The organism is Pseudomonas sp. HY13-MNA-CIBAN-0226, from assembly GCF_040310305.1.
Classification (GTDB): domain Bacteria; phylum Pseudomonadota; class Gammaproteobacteria; order Pseudomonadales; family Pseudomonadaceae; genus Aquipseudomonas; species Aquipseudomonas gregormendelii.
In genome coordinates this window covers 202,667-223,261 of record NZ_JBEOPS010000008.1, presented here as the reverse complement: position 1 = coordinate 223,261, position 20,595 = coordinate 202,667, and the positions used below count along the sequence as shown (strand labels likewise).

The window sequence follows — 20,595 nt, the reverse complement described above, 5'->3', positions numbered from 1 at the left end:
GACTGCCTGGCCGGATGAGCGTGGAACGAGTGGCCGGATGTTGGTGGACTGGGTGGCCGGATGGCGTGGAATGCGCATTTACGTCAAGCATTTGGTTGTCCTTTAGCAAAAATGTACGGTTAGCTGTCTCTCAGATCTCTCAGATCTCACTGTCCATGACATAGCTTGTATTTCTTCTCAGAGCCGCAAGCACACAGTTCGTTTCTACCTTGCTTTGGATGGTCTTGTGAGATTCCTAGCGTTCTCAAATGACCCGAAATATCTTTTCCGGCACTGTGCTTTTTGGAAATATCCATAATCATTTCCATACGCTCTGCTCGGTTTTTGTATGGGTAGCCTTGGTCGTCATAATATGCCGAGATTATCAATGCAGCTTCGATGAGCTTAGGTTTGTTAATCAGTTTCGGAATCGACTGACGAATCTCAGTGATGGTTTTCCTGCCAAGCGTGGCAGACTCCTTGGAGAGATCTGAACCTGCAGGTTCGCTCTCAAAGCACTCTTGGAACAACGACGCTGCGACCATCATACCTTCTAGCCCCGGTTCGAATTCCAAGAGGTATTTCGCATAGCTGACCCGTGCATCGTTTTGAAGGGCAGGGACGTGCAGACAGTGGTTTAGGTAGTTCTTGGCGACTTCGATTTTGAAAGCAGTTGTTTGCCCGCTGGTAATGGCGTGAGCTAGGACAAACATCGCTTTTGGGTGGAACTGCTCTGCTGATTTAGCAAGCCACTCGAAGGCAAGTTCATCGTTTGGCTCCACGCCCATGCCGGTTGCATAGCAATTTGAAAGGTAGAACTGACCCTGTGGGTAGCCAGCCTCTGCCGAACGGACTGAACACTCAAAAGCCTTCTGCTTGTCCAATGGCGTTCCCCAGCCATTGGCGTGCATTTCTGCCAGTTCAGCGAGTGCTACTGGGTGATCAAGTTGAGCAGCTTCGGTGAAGTTGTACAGGGCTTCTGGAAGATCTACATCAAAACCGTGCGATCCATATCGTAGGTAAATACCTAGCTGAACCTGAGCTTCGGCGTAGTCCATTCCGGCAGATCGAGCGATGCAGCCTTGACCCATGCCTACCAATGACTTGTCTTGACCATTGGCAAGCGTCATACCGTATTCATAGAGGCTTTCGCGATGGTCTTGATGCTGGGCAAGCTTGAACCACATCTGAGCCTGTTCTAGGTACGAGTGGTACTCACGACCCAAAAAACCATGTCCGATTTTTCGAATGTCATCGTCGTATTTTGCAGCTCTGCCTTGGAAGTACCTGCCTGCGAGGTACTGAGACTCTGCATCACCTTCTACCATCGCCTTGTAGCTCATGGTTTGGAGGAAATCACCGACAGGCTCAGTGACCTCATAGGTAGGGACAGAGGCGGTTCCATGCATGAGCTGATAAGCGTGTTCGAGAAGGTTCAAGCAGTCCTTGATGGATGACTTGGTGATTTCAAGCTTCTCTGCATCTGTTAAATTGTATTTTTCAGGGTGTGCGCCGATGTTGCCGTTTTTTCTGACTGAGGTTAGGGAATCAGCAACGTCGAAATTAATTAGATGGGATCTTTTTAGCTTGCCAATTTTGTGGTCAAGGTCTTGCCAAAGGTCGATTTCGGCTGAGGTGCAATTTATTATAATGTTGCAGATGACCACTGCCAGCGAACGCTGGTTTATCAACGAGTGCTCAGGAAGGTCAACGAGCCGCGATTTCGCTTTGCGGTAAAATTTCCCAGCTTCGGCAGAAATGCTGTCTGCGAATTCGTAGTCATTCATTTTTATATTCCTCGATTCTGGAAACCAATCAATTGCCGTTCAGACCACTGTCGCGGGTGAGAAGGCGGCGCTTCCAATGAATTTCCTTCAACATCATTTCTTCCTTCCCTGTGTGTTTGTCTGCGATTTCAAGAATGCTGAACCTGAAATTCTCCGCGAAATCCTTGCCACGCTTGGTGTGCAGATCCCTGATGCGTGTGTTCCCGCCATGACCACTGTTCGCGTAGTTCGACCATCGATCCCATAGCCCACCTGTGCCAGTGGCTGAACCAACGTATAGCTGTTCTTCACCCTTGATGCGGTCGGAGATCAGGTAGACGCCTGCAACACTAGAAAGGGCTGTCTGCCATGACTCCAAGCCTTGTTTAACGATTATTTTTAGTTCTCGATGGCTTACGTCTAAGTCCTTGAAACCGGGGAATCTACCTACGGTCATCGGCTTTTCTAGAATCGACGAAACGACCATGGTGGGAGCGCAGGTTTTGAGATAGATATAGTTGGCTCGGGATTTCTTGTAATGCAACACCAGTCTACCCACCAGTTCCTCAAACTCGGGCAAACGGCTGTAATCGTAGATGTAATCGAAGCCGTTGCGTGTTGGGACTTTTCGATTAATTTTGAGGGAATCATACACACCAGCCAGTAGCCACTTCCGCGTACCCGGAATCTCCAGTAAGCCAATCACATATTTACATTCGAAATTCTTCTTCGTCTGCCACGACTGCCATTTGTCGAATCTGCCCTCAAGGTAAACGTCCATCGGGTGTTCATGCCCGTTATGTTGAGCCAGATGAACCTTCGTGTTTTTCAGTGTGAGGGACGGAAGGTAATTGTTTAACAGTTTCATCAGCATGAGGTGGCTCAGGTGGGTTTGTGGACGGCAATCGCTAAGTATTCAGTTGATTTGCATTGGGAATCATGCTTAATCATTTCAAAAAATCAAGCAATTGGTTGTCAGTCATAAGTTTTACGCCGGTGGAATGTGCTAGATCTTCTGCAGATTTAGTGAAGCCAGAATTCGAAACGACGAAAGCCATATCTGCCTTGTAGTGCTTTTGAGCTGCATACGCTTCCTGTACCGCTGAGTTCCCAATAGCAGCTTTATGATATTTAGTTTGTATTACGATATGGATTGGACCTTTTGTAAGTAGGAGATCCGCGCCTTGATCGCCTGTCGCTTTGGTCAATTCTGCTGACCATGATGTTTCAGTGTTAATAAGGGTAGCGATTTTTGATTCATATTCACTCCCAGAAATATCTAATGGTGTGCCTTGGTATTCCTTTCTGTTTAACTCAATGTACGCATTTAAATTTATATGCATAGCTTGCAATATTTTGGCTTTGTTCACTACCGTCCAAAAAATAAAATTCATTTTAGAGGTTTCGAACGATTGGAAATTATCCTCTGATAACTGATCTATTATTCCATTAATATATGGTTCTATTTTGCTTTTGTAATAGCTTTCAAGGTAAGAGTTCCAGTTCGTATTTACTGTTTCGCCAAATTCGTCTGTTCGAATTAACCTATCTTTCTTTGCTAATAAGACTGGTATGTGGTTTTCAAGCTTCTGTGATGCGGTTTTGAAAGCCGCGACGTATACCCCCAAGTTATATAGGAAGTTTTCATCAAGCTTGATTAATCCTAGAAAAATCTGATCGGGTTCAAAACTTTGACTATCAGTAAAACCATACGTCCATCCGCTTCCTTTTGTCGCTTGAATTCGGCTGATGGCATCGTTTCTAGGACCGATGCTTTCCACAGGTAAATCGCCACTATCGATAAGTTTTTGAAATTCTTCTTGCAAATTCATGTTTAAACTTTCCTTATAAGATTTTATGAAGCTTTTTTCGCAAGCTGATGGACGGCGACTGCCAAAGATTCACTGGATTCGCGCAGGGAATCAATGTCTAGATTCAATGATGGTTGGTTGATGCTTTTGAACGTCATACACGCGATTTCTTGAAGGATCTGAGGCTCTGCAGACTTGGTGATGACGTGGCTAATCGCAAGAGCCAGGTCTTGCTGTGATTCGTAGGTATAGACCTGAGTGCGAGCCTGACGAAGCCTGATGAGGGATCGAGGCTGATGACGCTCTACTGTGAAAGGCTGAGATAACACTCGCCTTGTCAGGCGGTAAGCGATGCTGGATATGACGTGTCCCGTCGCCTCTGGATACTGGCTGATGAGACTGAGAGTGTGGGAGGGTAGAGCATCGAAACCAGTTTTTGCCGGTTTGTCGTTTGGATAAAATGTTAGATAGAGACGATACATCGCGTCTTCAAGGTCGATCAGTCCGTTGTCCATTTCACGCTCCTTGTGTCAGTGCTCAGTCCGCTGGTGGCGCTTTAGCTTCCCAAGTGCTCAACAGGTAAAGGGCTAATGAACCGGCGAGATTCACTGCCAATTCCGCATGGCGGGGTGCCGGTTTGACGCCTGCTTTTCCTGTGCCGTGGGAATCGCTCAGTCGATTCCTTAAAGCCCCCAATCCTTCTACCACGGATGTGCAGCCGCCAAGGATCTGCTTGAAAACCTTCTCAGTGTGTTGGGATGGAGCAAGGTTGAGCAATTCAGCGGTTTGGCGGTACAGCTTGTTGAGGTCTGGCGTCTCGTCATACTCGGTCTCGGCTTCTTCCAAGATGTGCTTGCAGACAGATTCAAGAAGAGTACGCGCCATCGTGATTGCGCCTTCTGGATCTGTGGTTCGTCTCTCCAATGATTTGGTCCAAGCGACTCTCACATGCTCAGAGTCGAAGCGCTCAATCGCACCAGTGACCACATGATCTGCTGGTGATGAACCACCTTTCTCAACATAGTCGAGCAACGGGCGAAATTCGTCCCATAGGTAGGTCCGGCGTTCGGCATAGGTGCCGTACTTGTTCTTGATGAACTGCCAGAACTGACCAAGGCTGCGGCAGGTGTTCACGCATCGAGGCACCATCGTGGCAAGGGTAGGGTCATCCAGAATGGCGCGTCTGAGCATTAGATACGCCGTATCGTCCTCGTTACTGCCTGTAGCCTGTGAAACCAGAATGTTCTGGAGCGCTTCTGCTTCTTCGGATAGTGGATGCATTTCTGACCCTGTTACGCACTGAGAATTGGGCAACCCTTGCCCAGTCTATAGCATACCGGCGATCCGCTATCAGGGGGCTTTGGCGATGGCTAGCCGTCACCTAAAACGGGTAAAGTAGGGGATTGATTTTGCCGTCCTTGGAACCCTTCTGAATGCCTCTACTGTCTTGGTTCAACCGTGATGCCGACCTGACGCGGGCTGCCCTTGCGCCTTATCGTCTGCTTGAGCCGGTTGCTGAACTATCTCATGGAGAGCCGGACTCTCCGAACATGCTGATTGAAGGCGACAACCTCGACGCGCTGAAAGCGCTTCTCCCGTACTACGCCGGTCAGGTGAAATGCATTTTCATAGATCCACCGTACAACACGAAATCCGCCTTCGAACGCTACGATGACAACCTAGAGCATTCGAAATGGCTGTCCATGATTTATCCCCGGCTGGAGCTTCTACGAGAGCTGATGAGTCAGGAAGGATCAATTTGGATAACAATCGACGACAACGAAGCTCATTATTTGAAAGTCATTTGCGATGAGATTTTTGGTCGTAAAAACTTCATTGCCGAAATCATCTGGCAAAAACGTACCTCCCGTGAAAACCGTGCGGCGGTTGGCTCATCCCACGACACCATGCTGGTCTACGCCAAAATGGAAGCGTCGAAGTGGAAGAAATACAGAAACCTTCTTCCTTCCAACGATAAGGGCTACGGGAATGCTGACCAAGATCCTCGCGGTCCTTGGCGATCCATTCCTTTTTCAGCGCAGGGATTCCGACCTAATCAGATGTACCCAATCACCAGCGACTCAGGTGACGTTCATCTGCCTCCGAAAGGTAGGTGCTGGGGCGCGGTGGAGTCGGTATTCAATCGTTATCGTGCCGAAGACCGTGTTTACTTTCCAAAAGACGGCAAGGGTAAACCTCGCTTAAAACGCTTCCCTTGGGAAGACGAAGGTCTTGTTCCTATGACGTTGTGGCATGCCATTGACGCTGGAACGACCGAAGAGGCGAAGAAAGAAATTTTGGCTCTGTTTCAGGATGTAGAAGCCTTCGACACTCCGAAGCCTGAACGCCTTTTGAGGCAGGTTTTGGAAGTGGCAAGCAAGCCCGGTGATTTGGTACTGGATAGTTTTCTAGGATCAGGCACCACTGCTGCGGTTGCACACAAAATGAAGCGTAATTGGATAGGCATTGAAATGTCAGCCAACGCTCGGCTTTTCTGTGCCCCTCGACTGCAGCAGGTTGTTAACGGGGAGCAAGGTGGTATCTCCGAAGCGTTGGGTTGGATTGGTGGGGGAGGCTACCGATATTATAAATTGGGTGTTCCCGTTTTCGATGATTCAGGATACATCCGAGAAGGCATTTCCTTCGAGCAATTAGCCGCTCACGTATGGTTCGCAGAAACCGGTACTGCTCGTTCATCATCCGCTGAGAAATCTCCATTTCTCGGTGAGCACCATGGCACGTCCTATTACCTTCTGTTCAACGGCATTCTCGGGGATCTGACTGCGGCAGGCGGAAACGTCCTGACTAAGCGCATTCTCAAAGCTTTGCCTAAGACTGATGGTCCTATGGTGATTTACGGAGAGGCGTGCGCTATTCCATCTGAGCTTCTTCTGGAATCAAAAATCACCTTTCGGCAAACCCCATACGACATTAAGGCTCGCTAATCATGGCTCTCACGTTAAAGCTGTACCAGACCCGTGCATTGTCGAGCCTTGAGAAATTTCTCGACGTGGCACGTTTGGAAGGACCGTCAAAAGCATTCGAGCAGACCGTTGATGTAGGGCTGGTCAGCGATTACAAATTGATGCCGGGTTTGCCTGAAATCCCATACGTTTGTCTACGCATTCCTACGGGCGGCGGGAAGACGGTGATGGGTGCCCACATCATCCAAATCTGTGGCTCATCCTACCTAGAGCGTCAGTACCCTGTTGTTCTCTGGATGGTGCCAACGACCCAGATTAAGACCCAGACCATTGAAGCTTTTCGCGACCATCGTCACCCGTATCGGCAAGAGCTTGATGATGCTTTCGGAGGTCAGGTTGCGATTTTCGATGTGGCAGAATTCACGCGAATCCGTCCAGCGGATCTGGTCACAAAAGTCTGTGTGGTTATCTCCACTGTGGCTGCACTGCGTGTCGATAAAGAAGAGGGACGAAAGGTCTACGAGCATCATGAGGATCTAGAGGGTCATTTTACTGGATCTGCCAAACAGCTCGAACGCCTCGACAAAGGAAAGGACGGGAAAGCCGTTGCCTCCTTCGCAAACCTGCTCAAGCTTCATGGCCCATTGGTCATCATGGATGAGGCGCACAACGCGACTACGCCTCTTTCGTACACTGTATATGAGCGTCTTGGTCCAAAGGCAGTGGTGGAGCTTACAGCCACCCCTGATGTCTCCAGCTCGAACGTACTAGTCAGTGTTTCTGCATTCGAGTTGAAAGCAGAAAACATGATCAAATTCCCTGTGATTCTAAAAGAGCACAACGGGGAATGGCAGGTTGCAGTCAGCAGTGCCGTAGCACGGCGAAAAAGCCTCGCCAAAACGGCGCTGGATGAACCTGAGTACATTCGCCCAATCTTGCTCATACAGGCTGAAAACGCCAAGAGTGAAGCCACTGTTGAAGAGGTCAAACGGCATCTCATCGACACTGATGGTGTGGACGAAAAAGCGATTGCTATCGCGACTGGCACAACTCGGGAAATTGACGGAATCGACTTGTTTGCCAATGACTGTCCAATCGAAGTCATCATCACCAAACAGGCTCTGAAAGAAGGCTGGGACTGCTCCTTTGCCTACGTCTTTTGCTCTGTAGCTCAGGTGAAATCTGACAAGGATATTCAACAGCTTCTTGGACGTGTTCTGCGCATGCCGTATGCGGTCCCTCGTCGTCAGGAAGCGATGAGCAAAGCGTATGCACATGTCACTACGGATACCTTTGGACGTGCTGCAGGTGAGCTTACCCAATCGCTCATCAACATTGGGTTCAACCCAATGGAAGCTGCTGCCGCCATCCGAAAAGAGAAGACTCCTGAGCTGGCATTACAAGGTGGTCAGGTGGGTACTCCTGACCTTCCTGTTTCTAGGGTCGTTGTGGCAAAGGCTCCTGACTTTTCGAAGATTCCTGAGCGTGACCATGAGCGGGTTCTGTTCGTGCTTGATGCTGACGGACCTGGCGGAGTAGTTGAGTTAAAAGACGAACTCGATCTACTAACCGTTGAAGCCATCGTTTCGACAGTCTCAGGCAAGGATAAAAAGGCTGCAGTCGCTGCTGAGGTAGAGAGGCATCAGCAAGCAACGGTGGCTGCCAAAGCCCCGAGTGAAAGGGGTGTGGTGTTTCAGGTTCCACGCCTTTACTCGGTCGAGCAAGGTGAGCTTGAACTTGTTGACCGTGGCGCGCTTTCCGCATCGTTTAGCTGGGATCTGCTGTCGTCTCCACCTGACCTTTCATCCTTCCGGTTTGACGAATCAAGCATGACGTTTGAGGTGTATCTCGATGATAGGACGGTCCAGTTCCAGAACGTCAAAGACGATGTGGGTACGTACCTGCCGGGCTTCGCGCAGGACCGCACAGCATCAGATTTAATCGGCTGGTTAGATCAGGAGATTCGTGAGCCATCGATAAAGCAGCCCGTTCTTCGTGAATGGCTACGTCGGTGTGTGGCTGGTCTGATTGAAAACAGAGGCTTCTCGCTTTCTCAGCTCCTGAAAGGTCAGTTCATCCTGAGAAGAAAGCTTGGCGAACAGTTGTTGCTTGCAAAGAAGAAAGCATATGACCAAGGGTTCCAGCAGGCGCTATTCCATGAAGATTTAGAGCTGGTTACTTCATCCGAACCGGATCATGCATTCACCTATCCAGCGGACATGGCCCTGTACCCGGCTACCTCTTATTACGCAGGGTCATTCAATTTTAAAAAACACTACTACCCGTTTCCGGGCATGCTTCCTTGGAAAACACCTAAGGGAGAAGATGCTGAGGAATATCTCTGCGCTCAGGCGATTGAGTTATTGGATGAAGTCGATATTTGGGTGCGAAATCTGGTACACGCGACCCAGTTCTGGATGCCAATGGCTACCCAGCGTACCTACCCTGACTTTGTCGTCCGACTCAAGGATGGTCGGCTGCTGATTGTGGAGTACAAAGGCGGGGATCGTGTCAGCAATGACAACAGTAAAGAGAAGCGGATGGTCGGAGATCTCTGGGCTAAAAAATCAGGCGGAAAGGGTCTCTACTTGATGGCTCAACTCAAAGACGAGCAAGGGCGTGGTGTGCGTGAGCAGCTCCTGAATGCCATTGGTAAAAACTGAGTTTTGCTTTAATCGTAAACGATGAGTACAGGGAAGGTAGTGGAACATGGCTTACGTTTTGGATGTGTTTCTGACCTTTATTATGAAATCTGTAAAGGGGTTTTTCTACGCTATCGCTTTCGTGTTTGTTGCTCTTTTCTTGTTTGGGACGTGGCAGCTTGCCAAGGACTATACGATTTCAGTGACCCTAGTGTGCGGCATGATATTCGGGTTCTTCGCGATTGCTTCTGGACTTAATCCTTCGTCGTTAGCGCGTAGCCAGACGTGGATACGTCATGGCGATGGGACACTTGCTGGAATCTTCTTGCTGGTCGGAGTGCTCGTCGTGCTGGGTTACAAGGGTTATGGCGTTTACCAGCGTGACCACGATCCCTATGAGAAGCTGGTGAACCTAGCCAAGGCAGAGCCACCTATTCCAAAGCCAGTCGCTTCCAGCACCACTCAGTACCCAACATCTACGGCTTCTATCGCTGCTCCTGCAGTCGCACAATCTGGACCGTCATGCCAGCAGTTGGGAATGATGTATGGACGTGCCTCTGTGAAGGGAATGCGTGGTGAGTACGTGAACCCTGCTGAAGATCCTGAGATTCCGCCTCGTTGCCAGAATCAGGCGTCTACCAATGCCGGTATACGTGCCGGCATCGAAAGTGAGTCGCGTCGGTAGAGCCGCATCGCATGGCAAAAAACCGGCTTTATGGGACGTAACCTACGCCTGTCGTAAGGGCTCGAAAGAACACTCGCCTATGCAGGCGGTAGGCGCTACACGCTAGCAGGTACGATGTCGCCTCATAAGATTTGCTAGTGAGACTAATAGTGTGTCGTAGAAGAGCATCAAATCCAGATTTCACAGCTTGAACTGATAGGTAGGACCAAAGACACAGGGGATACATCTTGTCTTCTACGTCTATCGCCGTCACCAGAAAATGGCCGATGCTTTCTTAGAACATTGAGCTGGAGCATCAGTCATGCATGAGCCAAGGCCTCAAATCTTTGAGATTGGCTACAACGATCTGCTGGGCCTCCGGGCTTGTGGCTAGGTTCTTAGGGTCAATCTGGTAACGCTGCAAAACATACTTCACCAACGCCTTGCGGCTGGGCACCACCAGTTGGCTATCAATCATGCCGAAATCTGCTTCGATGATTGCCTGCTGTGGAGCGTCCAATCGCTTATCAGGAATGATGATTACCGGGATTTCTGAATTCCAGTCTTCATCCAACTCGCGGGTATTTTCCGACAAATCAAGTAGGTCCGGCTGACCTCGCAGGCGGCTGAGCACGAAGTCGCGGTATTGACCGTTCTTCTCGCAATACGCCCGCACATGCCAGCGCATCCCCGTGTAAACCAGAGTGTGAGGCGCTATGAGGCGGGTTTCCACATTTGGGGTATTAAGTGAAACGTACTCGGTTTCTAGTCGCAAGCCGTCTCGGCACGCCTTGAGCAACGGTCGCAAAATCTCGGGATGAATGGGTCGGTCCGGCACTTCCAGAACCTTGGTGTGAGCATATGCCAGCGCAAGCCCTTCGATGTGTTGGGCGCGTTCGTTATTTTGATAAAGCAGGTGCAAATAGGCACTGGCGCTGTCGTCAATGAACCTAGGTTCGAAGAATTTGCTGGGTACGTAACCCTTAAGCTTCTTGTCATATGTAAGGTTTTTAGGCGCATGGTCACTGATGTAGGTGTTGATGTCCTTGGAGGCTTGCTGTCGGCTGATGCCAAAGCTCTGCATCAGGTGCCCCGTGGTCAGCCTGCCTTCCCACCATGCTACGGTTTCGATCAAACGATAGCGAAGTGCCAGATCCCAGCGAACTTGCGTGATGTCTTTCGTGCGTTTCATGAGCCACCATGTGCTTGATTGCTTTACCTGTATAAGTCTACATCCTAGACGTGTCGTCAAACACTACATATCGTGATCCTGTCTTCGAGATTGCTCGGACTCACTAAGGAAGTAGATATGAACGCGTTGGACGCTATAACCACAGGGGCTTTGGTGTTGATGGTGGCAATCACGGTGGTGCTGGTTTTGCAGTACATAAAGCTGCGAGATGTCTGGCAAATGCTTCTTGGCTGCAAGGCAGCTTGCCGCTGGGCTCGGATTTGGGAAGCCGAAAACAAAGAGCTACGCTCGGCGCTGCGGGCAGAGAAAGCTCATGTAGAGCAGTAGAACAGGAAATTGGTCTTGCTGCAGGACCTGATTCCAATTGCTCAGGAGCGCAGCTGACATGCCGATAAAACCGAAGGCTCTCACTTTCATTTGCGGTGGATGCGGTTGGAAGAAAACCGTAGCCCCTAAAAGCGATGCCTTAAAGCCCGGAGACAGGTTTAGCCATTGCCCGAAATGTGGAAGCGGCGATCTCTCAATCAGGCGAGCTACCGGATGGGAAAAGCTCTGGATTGGAATCTGGCTTGAAAACTAGAACCTTCGATAGTGGGTGAGTGTTGAGGGATTTCTTCTAATTGGGCGAAGCTGAAACGCTCAAGAAATTATGAGACCGGGTACGTCTGTTCGAGTTTGAGCAGTACGGACATCCGGCTAGGACTCAGGCGGATCATGGGTATCATTTTTGGGGCCATTATTATTTTTGTTGTGCTGATCGCTTTGGTCGGCGTTGTGACTGAAGGGGCAAAGGGTGTCAGCTCACGGGTAATTCGTCCTTATGTAGGGCTGCTGCTGATCGCCGCTCTGATAGCCGTTATGGGCTTGATGCTAGGGTGGATGTTTCGCGGTATCGAAGACTATTTCCTGATGACGGCAAAAGGATTAGCAATTTTTACGGGCGTAATCTTGTGCCTGCACCTGATTGCCGTTATTGCCAAGCAGATTTTCGCTGCAGACTAACTTCGTTAGGCTCGATGCCAGATACAGATTGCAGACCCTTATCGCTAGGGAAAAAATGGCCCTTGCTGCCATTGCACTGCGCTATCTCGTTATCACATCCTACTTTGTTCACCTAATCACCTCTAAATCTGGCGAACTGGGTAGCAGCAACGCAGTTGTGATTTAGGGTTAAAGAACGGGAGCAAGCAGCCGATAAAACAGGCACAGGAGCTGAAAGCATATTTGTATACGAAACACAATGCCAAGGATGTGAAAGATGATTATTATTGTAATCGCTGCAATTATCGCAGCTGTGATTGTATTCAAGCTACTGCTTCCGCTATTGGGACAAATGGTCGGCGTCGTGATTGGCGGCGTTCTATTAATTGGCGCTATAGCTTTGTGCGTAGCTTTTCCACCCATTATTATTCTCATAATCATCGCAGGATTTTTTATGGCAGGTACAAAAAAATCCAAGGAGAAACAATGAGCGTTACGACAGAAGCCGAACTAGCAGATGCGGTAAACCGAAATGAAGACACCATCATAATTGAAGGTGATCTTGCAAAAAAAACTGTTCGGATTAAAGCTACAGGAACGGTTGCATGGGTCGTTGCGATTGGCTCTATCGGCATAGTTTTTTATGGTGTTGTCGCTACGCTTGGCACAGGAGGCGCAGCTGCACCAATTGCTACCGTAGGATTTGCTACTGGATCTGCCGCTGCAATTAGCGTTCTAGGGGCGGCAGCAACCACTGCCGCTATATCCATGGCAGTTTCTGTGAGAAGCCTCAGCGTACTGAAGAAACTTAGGGGCAATTATAAGATAGCGATTAACTCAGGAGATAAAGTTACGCTTAAGCGATGCTGATCTGCTAATGTATTTTCCTGAGTTTTGTAAGCTAATCGAGCACCGCCTGCAGCCGAAAGTTTTGTTGGCTACAGGCGGGATTTTATGACTGACTGAGCGTTTTTACGGCTTGTATTTCACTTCGAATACAGCCACCGCCATATGCTTTTCCTCACGCTTGGCATCATCCTTAGCCCAATGTGGCACTGTCTGGTATTTCTTCAGCTCATAGCTGATTTTACCTCGCGCACGCGGAAACTCTGCGCGGTGCTCAGCTTCTTGACTGGCAAGCATGGTCTTCAAGCCGTTTTCTGTCTTCTTCGTAGTAAATACAAGATAGTTAGTAACCAGCCTTGAATCCTCTCGAACTGTATTGCTTACATATGAAAGACGCACCAAATCTTCGTACAGATGAGAATTTCGAGACCCACGCTTAAACTCTATTACATGAACCGGCACACCTCTGCGCCCGGTGCGAAGGACCAGATCGAATCGACCGTTGCCACGCAATTTTTCATTGCTTAAAAGGTCATTTATCTCATCCTCGCTCACGCCTGCATCAATCAGTGTTTCTTTGACAGAAGCTTCGAGACGATAACCAAAGTTAGTGAACGAGTCAGCGAAATGGCGGGCGACATGAACAGCCATAAAATATTCCGGCATCCGGCTTAGTGGCATGTCACAGTGTTCGCGTGCCATTTCGCTCGCGTGGGTTAAGGCCTCTATGATTGCGTTTAGACGCCTATTCGATGAAGATTTTAGCAGTGATCCGGTCAATTGATTCTCCTTTAGATGCATCGTGCTACCGAGTGGATTGCAATCGGAATAGCATTACCAAATGTAGATCGGCAGTCGTCGTGTTTTCATGAGTCGGTGGTGGAAATAGCTTTCAGGCAAATGAGCAAGGCTGGAGGGGCAGGGTGTCAAATCCAAAAGTAGCCTAAGAATTTTTTGCTCCACGATCAAGTTTTGAATTTTGCAGCCGATATTGTGTAATTCTCCGCACGCTCGCCTTCTAGTAGCGTTCGGGTAGCATTGAGGGGAGATGAAGGTATGTGGGATAAATTGTTTTCGCTATTTGCTGCTTTGTTAAACATGTGGTCAAAGCTGAGTGAAGAAGATAAGCAAAAAATTATCAGCGCCATTGTAGATACCTTTACGGATTTCTTCCGTAAACAATATCAATCTTCCCAAGAAAATTCAGGCAGTGAAGAGAAAACCGTATGAATATTCTTGAATATTTGGTAAGCAGATCAGGATCGACGGTCTTAAATCGGACACTGAACGGCGTTGAATCCGCAGTAAACGTTGCCACGATTGGTTCGCTTGGAGAATCAAAGGCTGGTAAATTTGCTCACGATGTTCGAGCTTTGGTTTCAAGTGATGAGTTTGTTACTCAATTAAGCGAAGATATCGGTGAGCCAATACCAGCAGAGACTGAAGATGAATATGTAGAGCGTGCAAAACAGAAAATGCGCGATCTGCTTATGGCAAAGCTGAAATAGAGGAAGTATTTTCTTCGGTGAGTATAAACCGGCATTAAGTCGGTTTTTTATTGCCTGCCGAAAAGAGGTGTAGGAAGGTTTTAAAAGAGGGTGCCTGTACGTGAAATCTGGTGTGTTGGTGGACACTGAGAGCCACACAATCGGTCTGAGCGCGCAGAGCGTCTAAGTCGTTATTCAGGGATGGCTGGTTGACCGTCTCGAACGTCAAGCTCGCGAGCTGGTTGAGGATCTGGTGATTGGATTTGCTGGTGATGACTGTCTGAATCGCAAGAGCCAGGTCTTGCTGGGACTGGAAGGTGTGGACGTGTGTCTGTGCAGGACGAAGCCTCATGAGGTTGCGTGGCGTGTACGTCTCTATGGTGTATGGGTTAGAAAACACTCGCCTTTGCAGGCGGTAGGCGCTACTCGCCAGTCGGTCTGCTGTCGCCTCCGGGAATCGTCTGATGAGTCTGTTGGTGTGTACGTGAAGAGCATCAAACCCAGTCTTCACAGCTTGATCTGAGGGGTAGAATCTCAGGTAGAGGAGGTACATCAGGCGCCTGTAGCTACGATTAATCGGTATTCACCGGTGGCCACCTCCGCAACACCTTATGTACATCATCCACCACTGCTTTGCTCATGGTGGTCAGGTGGTGAGCTGCCCAAGCGTTTCTATCTGTCTCCTTGTCATTAGCAGCGTTGGCAGTCAACAGCTTGGCCAGGTACAACAGATCAGAAGCTTGGGCCAGAGCATTACCAATAGGAACGCCGGGGTTTACGCGAAACAGCGGCTGGTTGTCGCAATAGTGGAACGGAGTGAGGCCAATGGTCGTCAGTTCGGGTTTGTCGCTCATCTGCCACCTCCTTCAATGAGAGAGGTGAGAGCGAGCAGAGAGGCTTGATAGGATTTGGAACTGCGTGGAGGGGAAAGACTTCGTTTGTGCGGATTTACAGTTTCCATGTCTAGCTCCGTGACTTGGGGAGCGCAACTCGTCGGGTTACCAAGCCCGATCGCTGGATTTCCAGCGACCTCATGAGGGTATACCGATGCCCCTCGCGCCATCAAGACGCTAGCCTGCTCAAACACACAGCAAAGCAGATTCGTACGCAACTCTCGGATTTTGCCTACAACTACGCCGAGAGTCACCCCGATATGCTTAGGACCTAACAAGACGGTCGAAAGCCGAAGCAAAAAACGCCGACTTTCAACTTATGGAAAAGTGGTGTTTTTGCGCATGCGGTAGGGCGGCAGTTCATGCATCAGCGAGGTTACAAGCTGCTGCCCACCAACACTCTGGAGTGGGCCCGGGTCGAATCCTTGCTGGTCGCAGCTGGCGCCAGGATCGTTGAGGGCAGCGGGTCGCGGGTACGCTTTGAACTCAACGGTGTGGTCGGGACTTTTCATCGGCCGCATCCGGGCAACGAAGCAAAGCCCTACCAGGTGCGGGATGTTCGGGCTTTTCTTGAACAAGCAGGAGTTAACCCGTGAACGTTATGAATTATCAGGGCTACGCTGCCCGGAACGAATACAGCGATGAAGACGGCCTTTTTGTAGGTCACATTGCTGGCATTAGGGATGTCGTTGGGTTTCACGGCGAATCGGTCGGCGAGCTTCGCTCAGCATTTGAAGAGGCAGTCACAGACTATCTGGAAATGTGCGCCAAGCTCGGCCGCGCACCGCAGAAACCCTATTCGGGAAACCTGAGTTTGCGTCTCGCTCCAGCGCTGCACGCGACAGTCGCTGTAAAAGCACAGCTTGCTAACAAGAGTATCAATCAGTGGGTAGCTGATGTTCTTGATCGTGAAGCACGTGTCTGACGAGTCTTCTTCCCAGTGGTGAGCCGCAAGGCTCGCTCAAATTTATCATCGTCCAATTCAGAATCTCGTTGATCCAGAATGATCTCCTCGGCTTGTTTGAAAGCTCCACGGCCTCCATTCGATAAAAAGGTCCCTGTTTTTTTTCTCCTGTCCGTCCCCCCGCTGTGTTTTTCGCTCCCACATTTTTATGCTTGCAAGAATGCGAATGAGCGACCGCTGATCGTTATATGGCCGATTGTTCCCACTGAGTGGGAAACCTGTTTCAGTTAATGAGAAACATCGTGCCACCATGCAGGCAATAGCATGGGGCCAACAATGAACTACAACACGCCAACCGATCGCTTGCTGCAAATCCTCGTAACCTTGGGGCAGTCCGGTGAGGCGATCTCCGCCAAAGAGCTGTCCGAGCAGCTGGCCCAGCCGCTCAGCAGCATCTATCGCCATCTTAAAACCCTCCTGCGCTGGGGCCTGGCCGAAGAAAACGGCCACGGCCGCTACTTGCCGGGGCCTGCCTGTTTGCAACTGGCCAAAAAGTTCGACCGCGAAGCGGTGTTGGTGACGTTGGCCAAGCCCGAGCTCAAGCGCCTGGCCGAGCAAACCCAGGAAAGCGTTGCGTTAATGGTGCCCAGTAACGGTCAGGCCATTTGCATTGAGCTGATCGACAGCCCGCAACCGCTGCGCTGCTGCTACCAAAAGGGGTTGGCGCAACCATTGCTGGTGGGCGCTTCGGCGCGGGTGTTGCTGGCGCACATGGATGAGGCGCAAAGCCTGTCGGCGCTGCTGGCCCAAGGCGTCGACAGCGGCGAAGTTGCGACCTATCAGCGCAGTTTTGCCGAGATCCGGGCTGCCGGTTACGCCGTGAGTCAAAGTGAAATCGACGACGGCATCTGGGGGGTCAGTGCGCCTTTGATCGACAGCCGCGACCGCCTGCAAGGCGCTATCAGCCTCATGGCCCCTGCCTTCCGGGCTCAACAGCGCACTGAACGCCTGATCCGCTGGACCCGTGATGTGGCGCTGCGTCTGAGCGCCCGGCTCGACTGAATTTGACTGGAGTTTCAAACATGACCGTTGTTCCTGACATGCCATTGTGGACGGGTCGCATTGACGACGCCGAAGGGCAAGGCGCGCTGCGCTGGCACCAATGGGTCAAACCCTTTGCGCAAAACCAGCCTGCGGGTGTCGCACTGGTTGGTTTGGCCTGTGATGAAGGGGTCAAACGCAACCAGGGCCGCACCGGTGCACGCCAAGGCCCGACAGAACTGCGCAAGGCTTTAGCCAACCTGGCGTGGCACGGCCACGCGCCGCTGTATGACGCCGGCGATGTGAGTTGTACCGACAGCAACCTCGAAGGCGCACAGCAGAGCTACGCCCACCACGTCAGCGAGTTGCTCGACCAGGGACATTTACCGCTGGGGCTGGGTGGTGGCCATGAAATCGCTTTTGCAAGTTTTAGCGGTCTGGCCGATCACTTGCGCAAACGCACGGCGAAGGCCCGTATCGGTGTACTTAATTTCGACGCGCATTTTGACTTGCGCCTTGCCGAACAAAGCAGTTCAGGCACTCCTTTTCGCCAGATCGCCGAGTATTGCCAGCGCGCTGAAATGCCCTTCACTTACGGCTGCCTGGGTGTTAGTCAGCTCAACAATACTCAGGCACTGTTCGAGCAGGCGCAGCGGCTGAATGTGCGTTTTCGCCTCGACCGTGAGATGAACAGCTGGGACGTTACCGCCTGCGAAAGATTCATCGATGATTTTTTGCAAGACGTCGATTACCTCTACATGACCATCTGCCTCGATGTTCTGCCCGCTAGCCAGGCGCCCGGCGTCAGTGCGCCGTCTGCCCATGGCGTGGACATGCAAATCGTCGAGCATCTGGCGCGCTATGCCAAAGCCAGCGGTAAATTGCGCATGGCCGACATCGCCGAACTCAACCCCAGCCTTGATATCGAAAACCGAACCGCCCGCATTGGCGCGCGTCTGCTCGCAAGCCTGATTGATTAAGTTTTCCGAAAATCCCTGAAACCACTTGTTAAATCATAAGAAAAAGAGAAATTCGCCATGCTGACATTCGAACTGGATGCGCTGAGTACCCTTGCTCTCGCGTTGCTTCTCCTGGGCTTGGGTGCACAACTGAAAAAACGCAGTTACTGGCTGCGCCAACTGTGTGTTCCCGCACCGGTGATTGGCGGCTTTGGTTTTGCCCTGCTGATTTGGCTGCTACGCAGCCAACAGTGGCTGAACCTGACCCTCGACACCAGCTTGCAAACCCCGTTGATGGTGGCTTTCTTTACCACTGTCGGCCTGGGCGGAAGCCTGGGCTTGCTGCGTAAAGGCGGCAAGTTACTGTTTATCTACCTGGGGGCGTGCTGGGGCTTGGCGCTGGTGCAGAACGTAGTCGGCGTAAGCGTTGCCAAACTGTTGGGTATTGATCCGTTACTGGGAATCATGGCCGGTGCGGTGTCCCTGGAAGGCGGTTTTGGTGCGGCGGCGGCTTTCGGCCCGATTGCTGAAAACCTCGGTGCCGTCGGCGCGACTACTGCGGCGCTGGCGGCCGCGACCTTTGGTATGGTGGCGGGCGGTTTGTTGGGTAGCCCGCTGGCGCGCTGGTTGATTGAGCGCAACAAACTCACGGTTAAAGCGGAAGCGGTGGGCAGCCTGAAGGCGTTCGAAGACGTGGTCCATAACCCGCCTGCCGCGCTGGATGCACCGACCCTGTTGCGCTTGTTGACCTGCATCGTGGTGATCATGGTCCTGGGTTTCTGGCTGGGCACCAGCTTGCAGCAGCACTTGGGCATTGTGTTGCCCAGCTATGTGGGCGCGATGTTTGTGGCGATTATTTTGCGCAACCTCAATGACCGCAGCCAGGCGATCGACATGCCGGACCATGCTGTCAGCACCATTGGCGACGTGTGTTTGGGCATGTTTCTGACCATGGCCATGATGAGCCTTAAGTTCTGGGAGCTGGAAAAGCTGGGATTGCCGCTGCTGGTGATCCTGGTGGTACAAGTGGTGATCATGATTTTGCTGTGCGTATTCGTTTTGTTCCGCCTGTTTGGCCGTAACTACGACGCTGCCGTCCTTTGCGCAGGCTTCATGGGGCACGGGCTGGGCGCTACACCCAACGCCGTGGCCAACATGGGGGCTATCTGTGACCACTACAAAGTGTTCTCGTATAAAGCCTTCATCATCGTGCCGTTGTGCGGCGCCGTGCTGATCGACATTGTGGCCATCCCGATGATCACCTGGTTTATCAACGCCTTCAGCTAGAGGGCGGTCTCATTTGGACTGAGCGGGTGAAGTGCGTAACCTCCAGTCGATTTGGAGCAGCGGATGAGCCGCCATCGGCTATTTAATGATGATTAGTGGGAGCGGATGATCGAGGTGTTACTGCCGGTGATAACCGTCAGTTTGTCGACGCGGTAAATCCGATACCGCGTACGTCACCTCAGCCTGAATATCAACTCCAGTTCGGCTCAAACCTAATGAGCGCAGAGAAAATTCACGACCTGATTCGGCACATAGATCACCTTGGTTACTGCACGCCTTTCAAGGGCCTCGATGACTTTGCCCCGAGCCATATCGACGTCGACCAACTCCTCACCGGTCCCCTCCGGAAGATCATCCACATACTTGCCGTTAATGTAGATTCGTGTCGCCTTGACCGGGCGCACTCGAGCTTGGGGCCATGGTGCAGAGTCAATAGTATCGTAGCCCAACTGCTCCCAGATCTCAGAGCAGACGTGCGGAGCAAAGGGGAACAGGGCCTTCACAAAGTCAGCGCCAATTCGTTCGAAAAAATGTAGGAAAAACTCCCCGGCCTCCATTCAAAAAAAAGCCCCAAAGCTAATCAAACTTCGAGGCCTCTTCATCTCAAACATCCCATCAAAACGTTGGCGGCGTAATCACCCAAATCACCACCGCATCCACCTCTCCGGGATTGCCATACCGATGCGGCTCCTGACTCGAGAAGCTGAAACTGTCTCCCTCGCTCAGCAGAAAATGCCGTTGCCCAACCCACAACTCAAAACGCCCCGACAACAGATACCCGGCTTCTTCCCCCTCATGGCTGTAACTCTGCTGGCTATAAGTGCCAGGCGGAAACCGTGAATGCAACATCTCCAGTTGCCGATTCGGCTGCGGGGTCAGCAGTTGGTCGACGATTCCATCCTCGTAATGCACGCTCATCCGCGTGTTCTTGCGCACCACCACGCCGTGGTCTTCCGGGGCGGTGGCGGCTTCGCTGGCGAAGAACCACTGGATGGTCACGCCCAGGCTGCGGGCGATGTTGAAGAGGGCGGGGATGGAAGGGTAGGCGAGGTTGCGTTCGAGTTGGCTGATGTAGCCAGCGGTCAGCTCGCTCATGTTCGCCAGCTCGGCCAGGGTCATGCCCCGGCGTTTGCGCAGGCCGCGGATTCGGGTGCCGAGAAAACTGGGCTCTGGTGCGGCGCTGTCTTTACTGCCGTTGCTCATGCGTACTCCAGGCCGG

24 protein-coding genes are annotated in these 20,595 nt (G+C 51.2%); 14 read left to right on the top strand and 10 right to left on the bottom strand.

Annotated features, from left to right (window positions below; genetic code table 11):
- Positions 1 to 146: 146 nt before the first annotated feature.
- The 5 genes from AAEZ05_RS11420 to AAEZ05_RS11400 all read right to left on the bottom strand — a co-directional run bounded on the left by AAEZ05_RS11420 (position 147) and on the right by AAEZ05_RS11400 (position 4,837).
- The gene (locus AAEZ05_RS11420) at positions 147 to 1,766 is read right to left on the bottom strand and encodes a DUF4145 domain-containing protein (RefSeq protein ID WP_350647422.1); all 1,620 of its coding nucleotides are present in this window, start codon (positions 1,764 to 1,766) and stop codon (positions 147 to 149) included.
- 28 nt (positions 1,767 to 1,794) lie between these two features.
- A complete protein-coding gene (locus AAEZ05_RS11415) occupies positions 1,795 to 2,619 on the bottom strand; it encodes a GIY-YIG nuclease family protein (RefSeq protein ID WP_350647420.1) in 825 nt (274 codons plus the stop codon).
- A 73-nt stretch (positions 2,620 to 2,692) separates the two neighbouring features.
- On the bottom strand, positions 2,693 to 3,577 hold the full coding sequence (locus AAEZ05_RS11410; RefSeq protein WP_350647418.1) for a restriction endonuclease: 885 nt from the start codon (positions 3,575 to 3,577) through the stop codon (positions 2,693 to 2,695).
- A 23-nt stretch (positions 3,578 to 3,600) separates the two neighbouring features.
- Positions 3,601 to 4,071, bottom strand: a complete 471-nt coding sequence (locus tag AAEZ05_RS11405; RefSeq protein WP_350647416.1) for a hypothetical protein — start codon at positions 4,069 to 4,071, stop codon at positions 3,601 to 3,603.
- 22 nt (positions 4,072 to 4,093) lie between these two features.
- Positions 4,094 to 4,837: an abortive infection family protein gene (locus AAEZ05_RS11400; RefSeq protein ID WP_350647414.1), complete on the bottom strand. Its 744-nt coding sequence runs from the start codon at positions 4,835 to 4,837 to the stop codon at positions 4,094 to 4,096.
- A 152-nt stretch (positions 4,838 to 4,989) separates the two neighbouring features.
- Here AAEZ05_RS11400 and AAEZ05_RS11395 point away from each other — a divergent pair, with 152 nt between their 5' ends.
- From AAEZ05_RS11395 to AAEZ05_RS11385, 3 genes are read left to right on the top strand one after another with little or no spacing between them, the layout of a single operon-like run.
- Entirely contained in the window at positions 4,990 to 6,501 is a 1,512-nt protein-coding gene (locus AAEZ05_RS11395) for a site-specific DNA-methyltransferase (protein WP_350647412.1), read from the top strand.
- 2 nt (positions 6,502 to 6,503) lie between these two features.
- The gene (locus tag AAEZ05_RS11390) at positions 6,504 to 9,143 is read left to right on the top strand and encodes a DEAD/DEAH box helicase (RefSeq protein WP_350647410.1); all 2,640 of its coding nucleotides are present in this window, start codon (positions 6,504 to 6,506) and stop codon (positions 9,141 to 9,143) included.
- 46 nt (positions 9,144 to 9,189) lie between these two features.
- Positions 9,190 to 9,807, top strand: a complete 618-nt coding sequence (locus AAEZ05_RS11385) for a hypothetical protein (RefSeq protein WP_350647408.1) — start codon at positions 9,190 to 9,192, stop codon at positions 9,805 to 9,807.
- Positions 9,808 to 10,102: 295 nt separating this feature from the next.
- Here the strand turns inward: AAEZ05_RS11385 and AAEZ05_RS11380 are convergent, their stop codons facing one another.
- On the bottom strand, positions 10,103 to 10,978 hold the full coding sequence (locus AAEZ05_RS11380) for a WYL domain-containing protein (RefSeq protein ID WP_350647406.1): 876 nt from the start codon (positions 10,976 to 10,978) through the stop codon (positions 10,103 to 10,105).
- 117 nt (positions 10,979 to 11,095) lie between these two features.
- On the opposite strand from AAEZ05_RS11380, the gene AAEZ05_RS11375 reads away from it, so the two are divergent.
- The 4 genes from AAEZ05_RS11375 (at position 11,096) to AAEZ05_RS11360 (ending at position 12,829) form a co-directional block, all read left to right on the top strand.
- On the top strand, positions 11,096 to 11,305 hold the full coding sequence (locus tag AAEZ05_RS11375) for a hypothetical protein (protein WP_350647404.1): 210 nt from the start codon (positions 11,096 to 11,098) through the stop codon (positions 11,303 to 11,305).
- 387 nt (positions 11,306 to 11,692) lie between these two features.
- Entirely contained in the window at positions 11,693 to 11,980 is a 288-nt protein-coding gene (locus AAEZ05_RS11370) for a hypothetical protein (RefSeq protein ID WP_350647402.1), read from the top strand.
- Positions 11,981 to 12,236: 256 nt separating this feature from the next.
- Entirely contained in the window at positions 12,237 to 12,449 is a 213-nt protein-coding gene (locus AAEZ05_RS11365) for a hypothetical protein (RefSeq protein ID WP_350647400.1), read from the top strand.
- Complete coding sequence (locus AAEZ05_RS11360) at positions 12,446 to 12,829, top strand: PM1101 family membrane protein (RefSeq protein WP_350647398.1); 384 nt, start codon at positions 12,446 to 12,448, stop codon at positions 12,827 to 12,829. The genes AAEZ05_RS11365 and AAEZ05_RS11360 overlap by 4 nt, the downstream gene beginning before the upstream one ends.
- Before the next feature lie 102 nt (positions 12,830 to 12,931).
- Here AAEZ05_RS11360 and AAEZ05_RS11355 read toward each other — a convergent pair whose 3' ends face one another.
- Positions 12,932 to 13,507: a hypothetical protein gene (locus AAEZ05_RS11355; RefSeq protein WP_350647396.1), complete on the bottom strand. Its 576-nt coding sequence runs from the start codon at positions 13,505 to 13,507 to the stop codon at positions 12,932 to 12,934.
- A 354-nt stretch (positions 13,508 to 13,861) separates the two neighbouring features.
- Between AAEZ05_RS11355 and AAEZ05_RS11350 the strand changes: the two genes are divergently transcribed.
- On the top strand, positions 13,862 to 14,035 hold the full coding sequence (locus tag AAEZ05_RS11350; protein ID WP_350647394.1) for a hypothetical protein: 174 nt from the start codon (positions 13,862 to 13,864) through the stop codon (positions 14,033 to 14,035).
- Positions 14,032 to 14,313 carry a hypothetical protein gene (locus AAEZ05_RS11345; RefSeq protein WP_350647392.1) on the top strand — a complete coding sequence of 94 codons (282 nt, stop codon included), beginning with the start codon at positions 14,032 to 14,034 and terminating at the stop codon, positions 14,311 to 14,313. Before AAEZ05_RS11350 ends, AAEZ05_RS11345 begins: the two co-directional genes overlap by 4 nt.
- Positions 14,314 to 14,864: 551 nt before the next feature.
- Here the strand turns inward: AAEZ05_RS11345 and AAEZ05_RS11340 are convergent.
- Positions 14,865 to 15,146: a DUF3077 domain-containing protein gene (locus tag AAEZ05_RS11340; protein ID WP_350647390.1), complete on the bottom strand. Its 282-nt coding sequence runs from the start codon at positions 15,144 to 15,146 to the stop codon at positions 14,865 to 14,867.
- A 401-nt stretch (positions 15,147 to 15,547) separates the two neighbouring features.
- Between AAEZ05_RS11340 and AAEZ05_RS11335 the strand changes: the two genes are divergently transcribed.
- The 5 genes from AAEZ05_RS11335 (at position 15,548) to gltS (ending at position 19,376) form a co-directional block, all read left to right on the top strand.
- A complete protein-coding gene (locus AAEZ05_RS11335) occupies positions 15,548 to 15,781 on the top strand; it encodes a type II toxin-antitoxin system HicA family toxin (RefSeq protein WP_350647388.1) in 234 nt (77 codons plus the stop codon).
- Positions 15,778 to 16,110 carry a type II toxin-antitoxin system HicB family antitoxin gene (locus AAEZ05_RS11330; protein WP_350647386.1) on the top strand — a complete coding sequence of 111 codons (333 nt, stop codon included), beginning with the start codon at positions 15,778 to 15,780 and terminating at the stop codon, positions 16,108 to 16,110. The genes AAEZ05_RS11335 and AAEZ05_RS11330 overlap by 4 nt, the downstream gene beginning before the upstream one ends.
- 315 nt (positions 16,111 to 16,425) lie before the next feature.
- Positions 16,426 to 17,151, top strand: a complete 726-nt coding sequence (locus AAEZ05_RS11325; RefSeq protein WP_045058764.1) for an IclR family transcriptional regulator — start codon at positions 16,426 to 16,428, stop codon at positions 17,149 to 17,151.
- A gap of 20 nt (positions 17,152 to 17,171) precedes the next feature.
- On the top strand, positions 17,172 to 18,110 hold the full coding sequence (hutG, locus tag AAEZ05_RS11320) for a formimidoylglutamase (protein ID WP_045058763.1): 939 nt from the start codon (positions 17,172 to 17,174) through the stop codon (positions 18,108 to 18,110).
- Positions 18,111 to 18,167: 57 nt separating this feature from the next.
- On the top strand, positions 18,168 to 19,376 hold the full coding sequence (gene gltS / locus AAEZ05_RS11315; protein WP_045058762.1) for a sodium/glutamate symporter: 1,209 nt from the start codon (positions 18,168 to 18,170) through the stop codon (positions 19,374 to 19,376).
- Between the two features lie 212 nt (positions 19,377 to 19,588).
- On the opposite strand, the gene AAEZ05_RS11310 is transcribed toward gltS, so the two are convergent.
- Both AAEZ05_RS11310 and AAEZ05_RS11305 read right to left on the bottom strand, forming a co-directional pair.
- Positions 19,589 to 19,879 (bottom strand): class I tRNA ligase family protein, encoded by a 291-nt coding sequence (locus AAEZ05_RS11310; protein ID WP_205891871.1) that lies wholly within the window; start codon positions 19,877 to 19,879, stop codon positions 19,589 to 19,591.
- A 112-nt stretch (positions 19,880 to 19,991) separates the two neighbouring features.
- Positions 19,992 to 20,579 carry a cupin domain-containing protein gene (locus AAEZ05_RS11305; RefSeq protein WP_045058760.1) on the bottom strand — a complete coding sequence of 196 codons (588 nt, stop codon included), beginning with the start codon at positions 20,577 to 20,579 and terminating at the stop codon, positions 19,992 to 19,994.
- Positions 20,580 to 20,595: the final 16 nt, after the last annotated feature.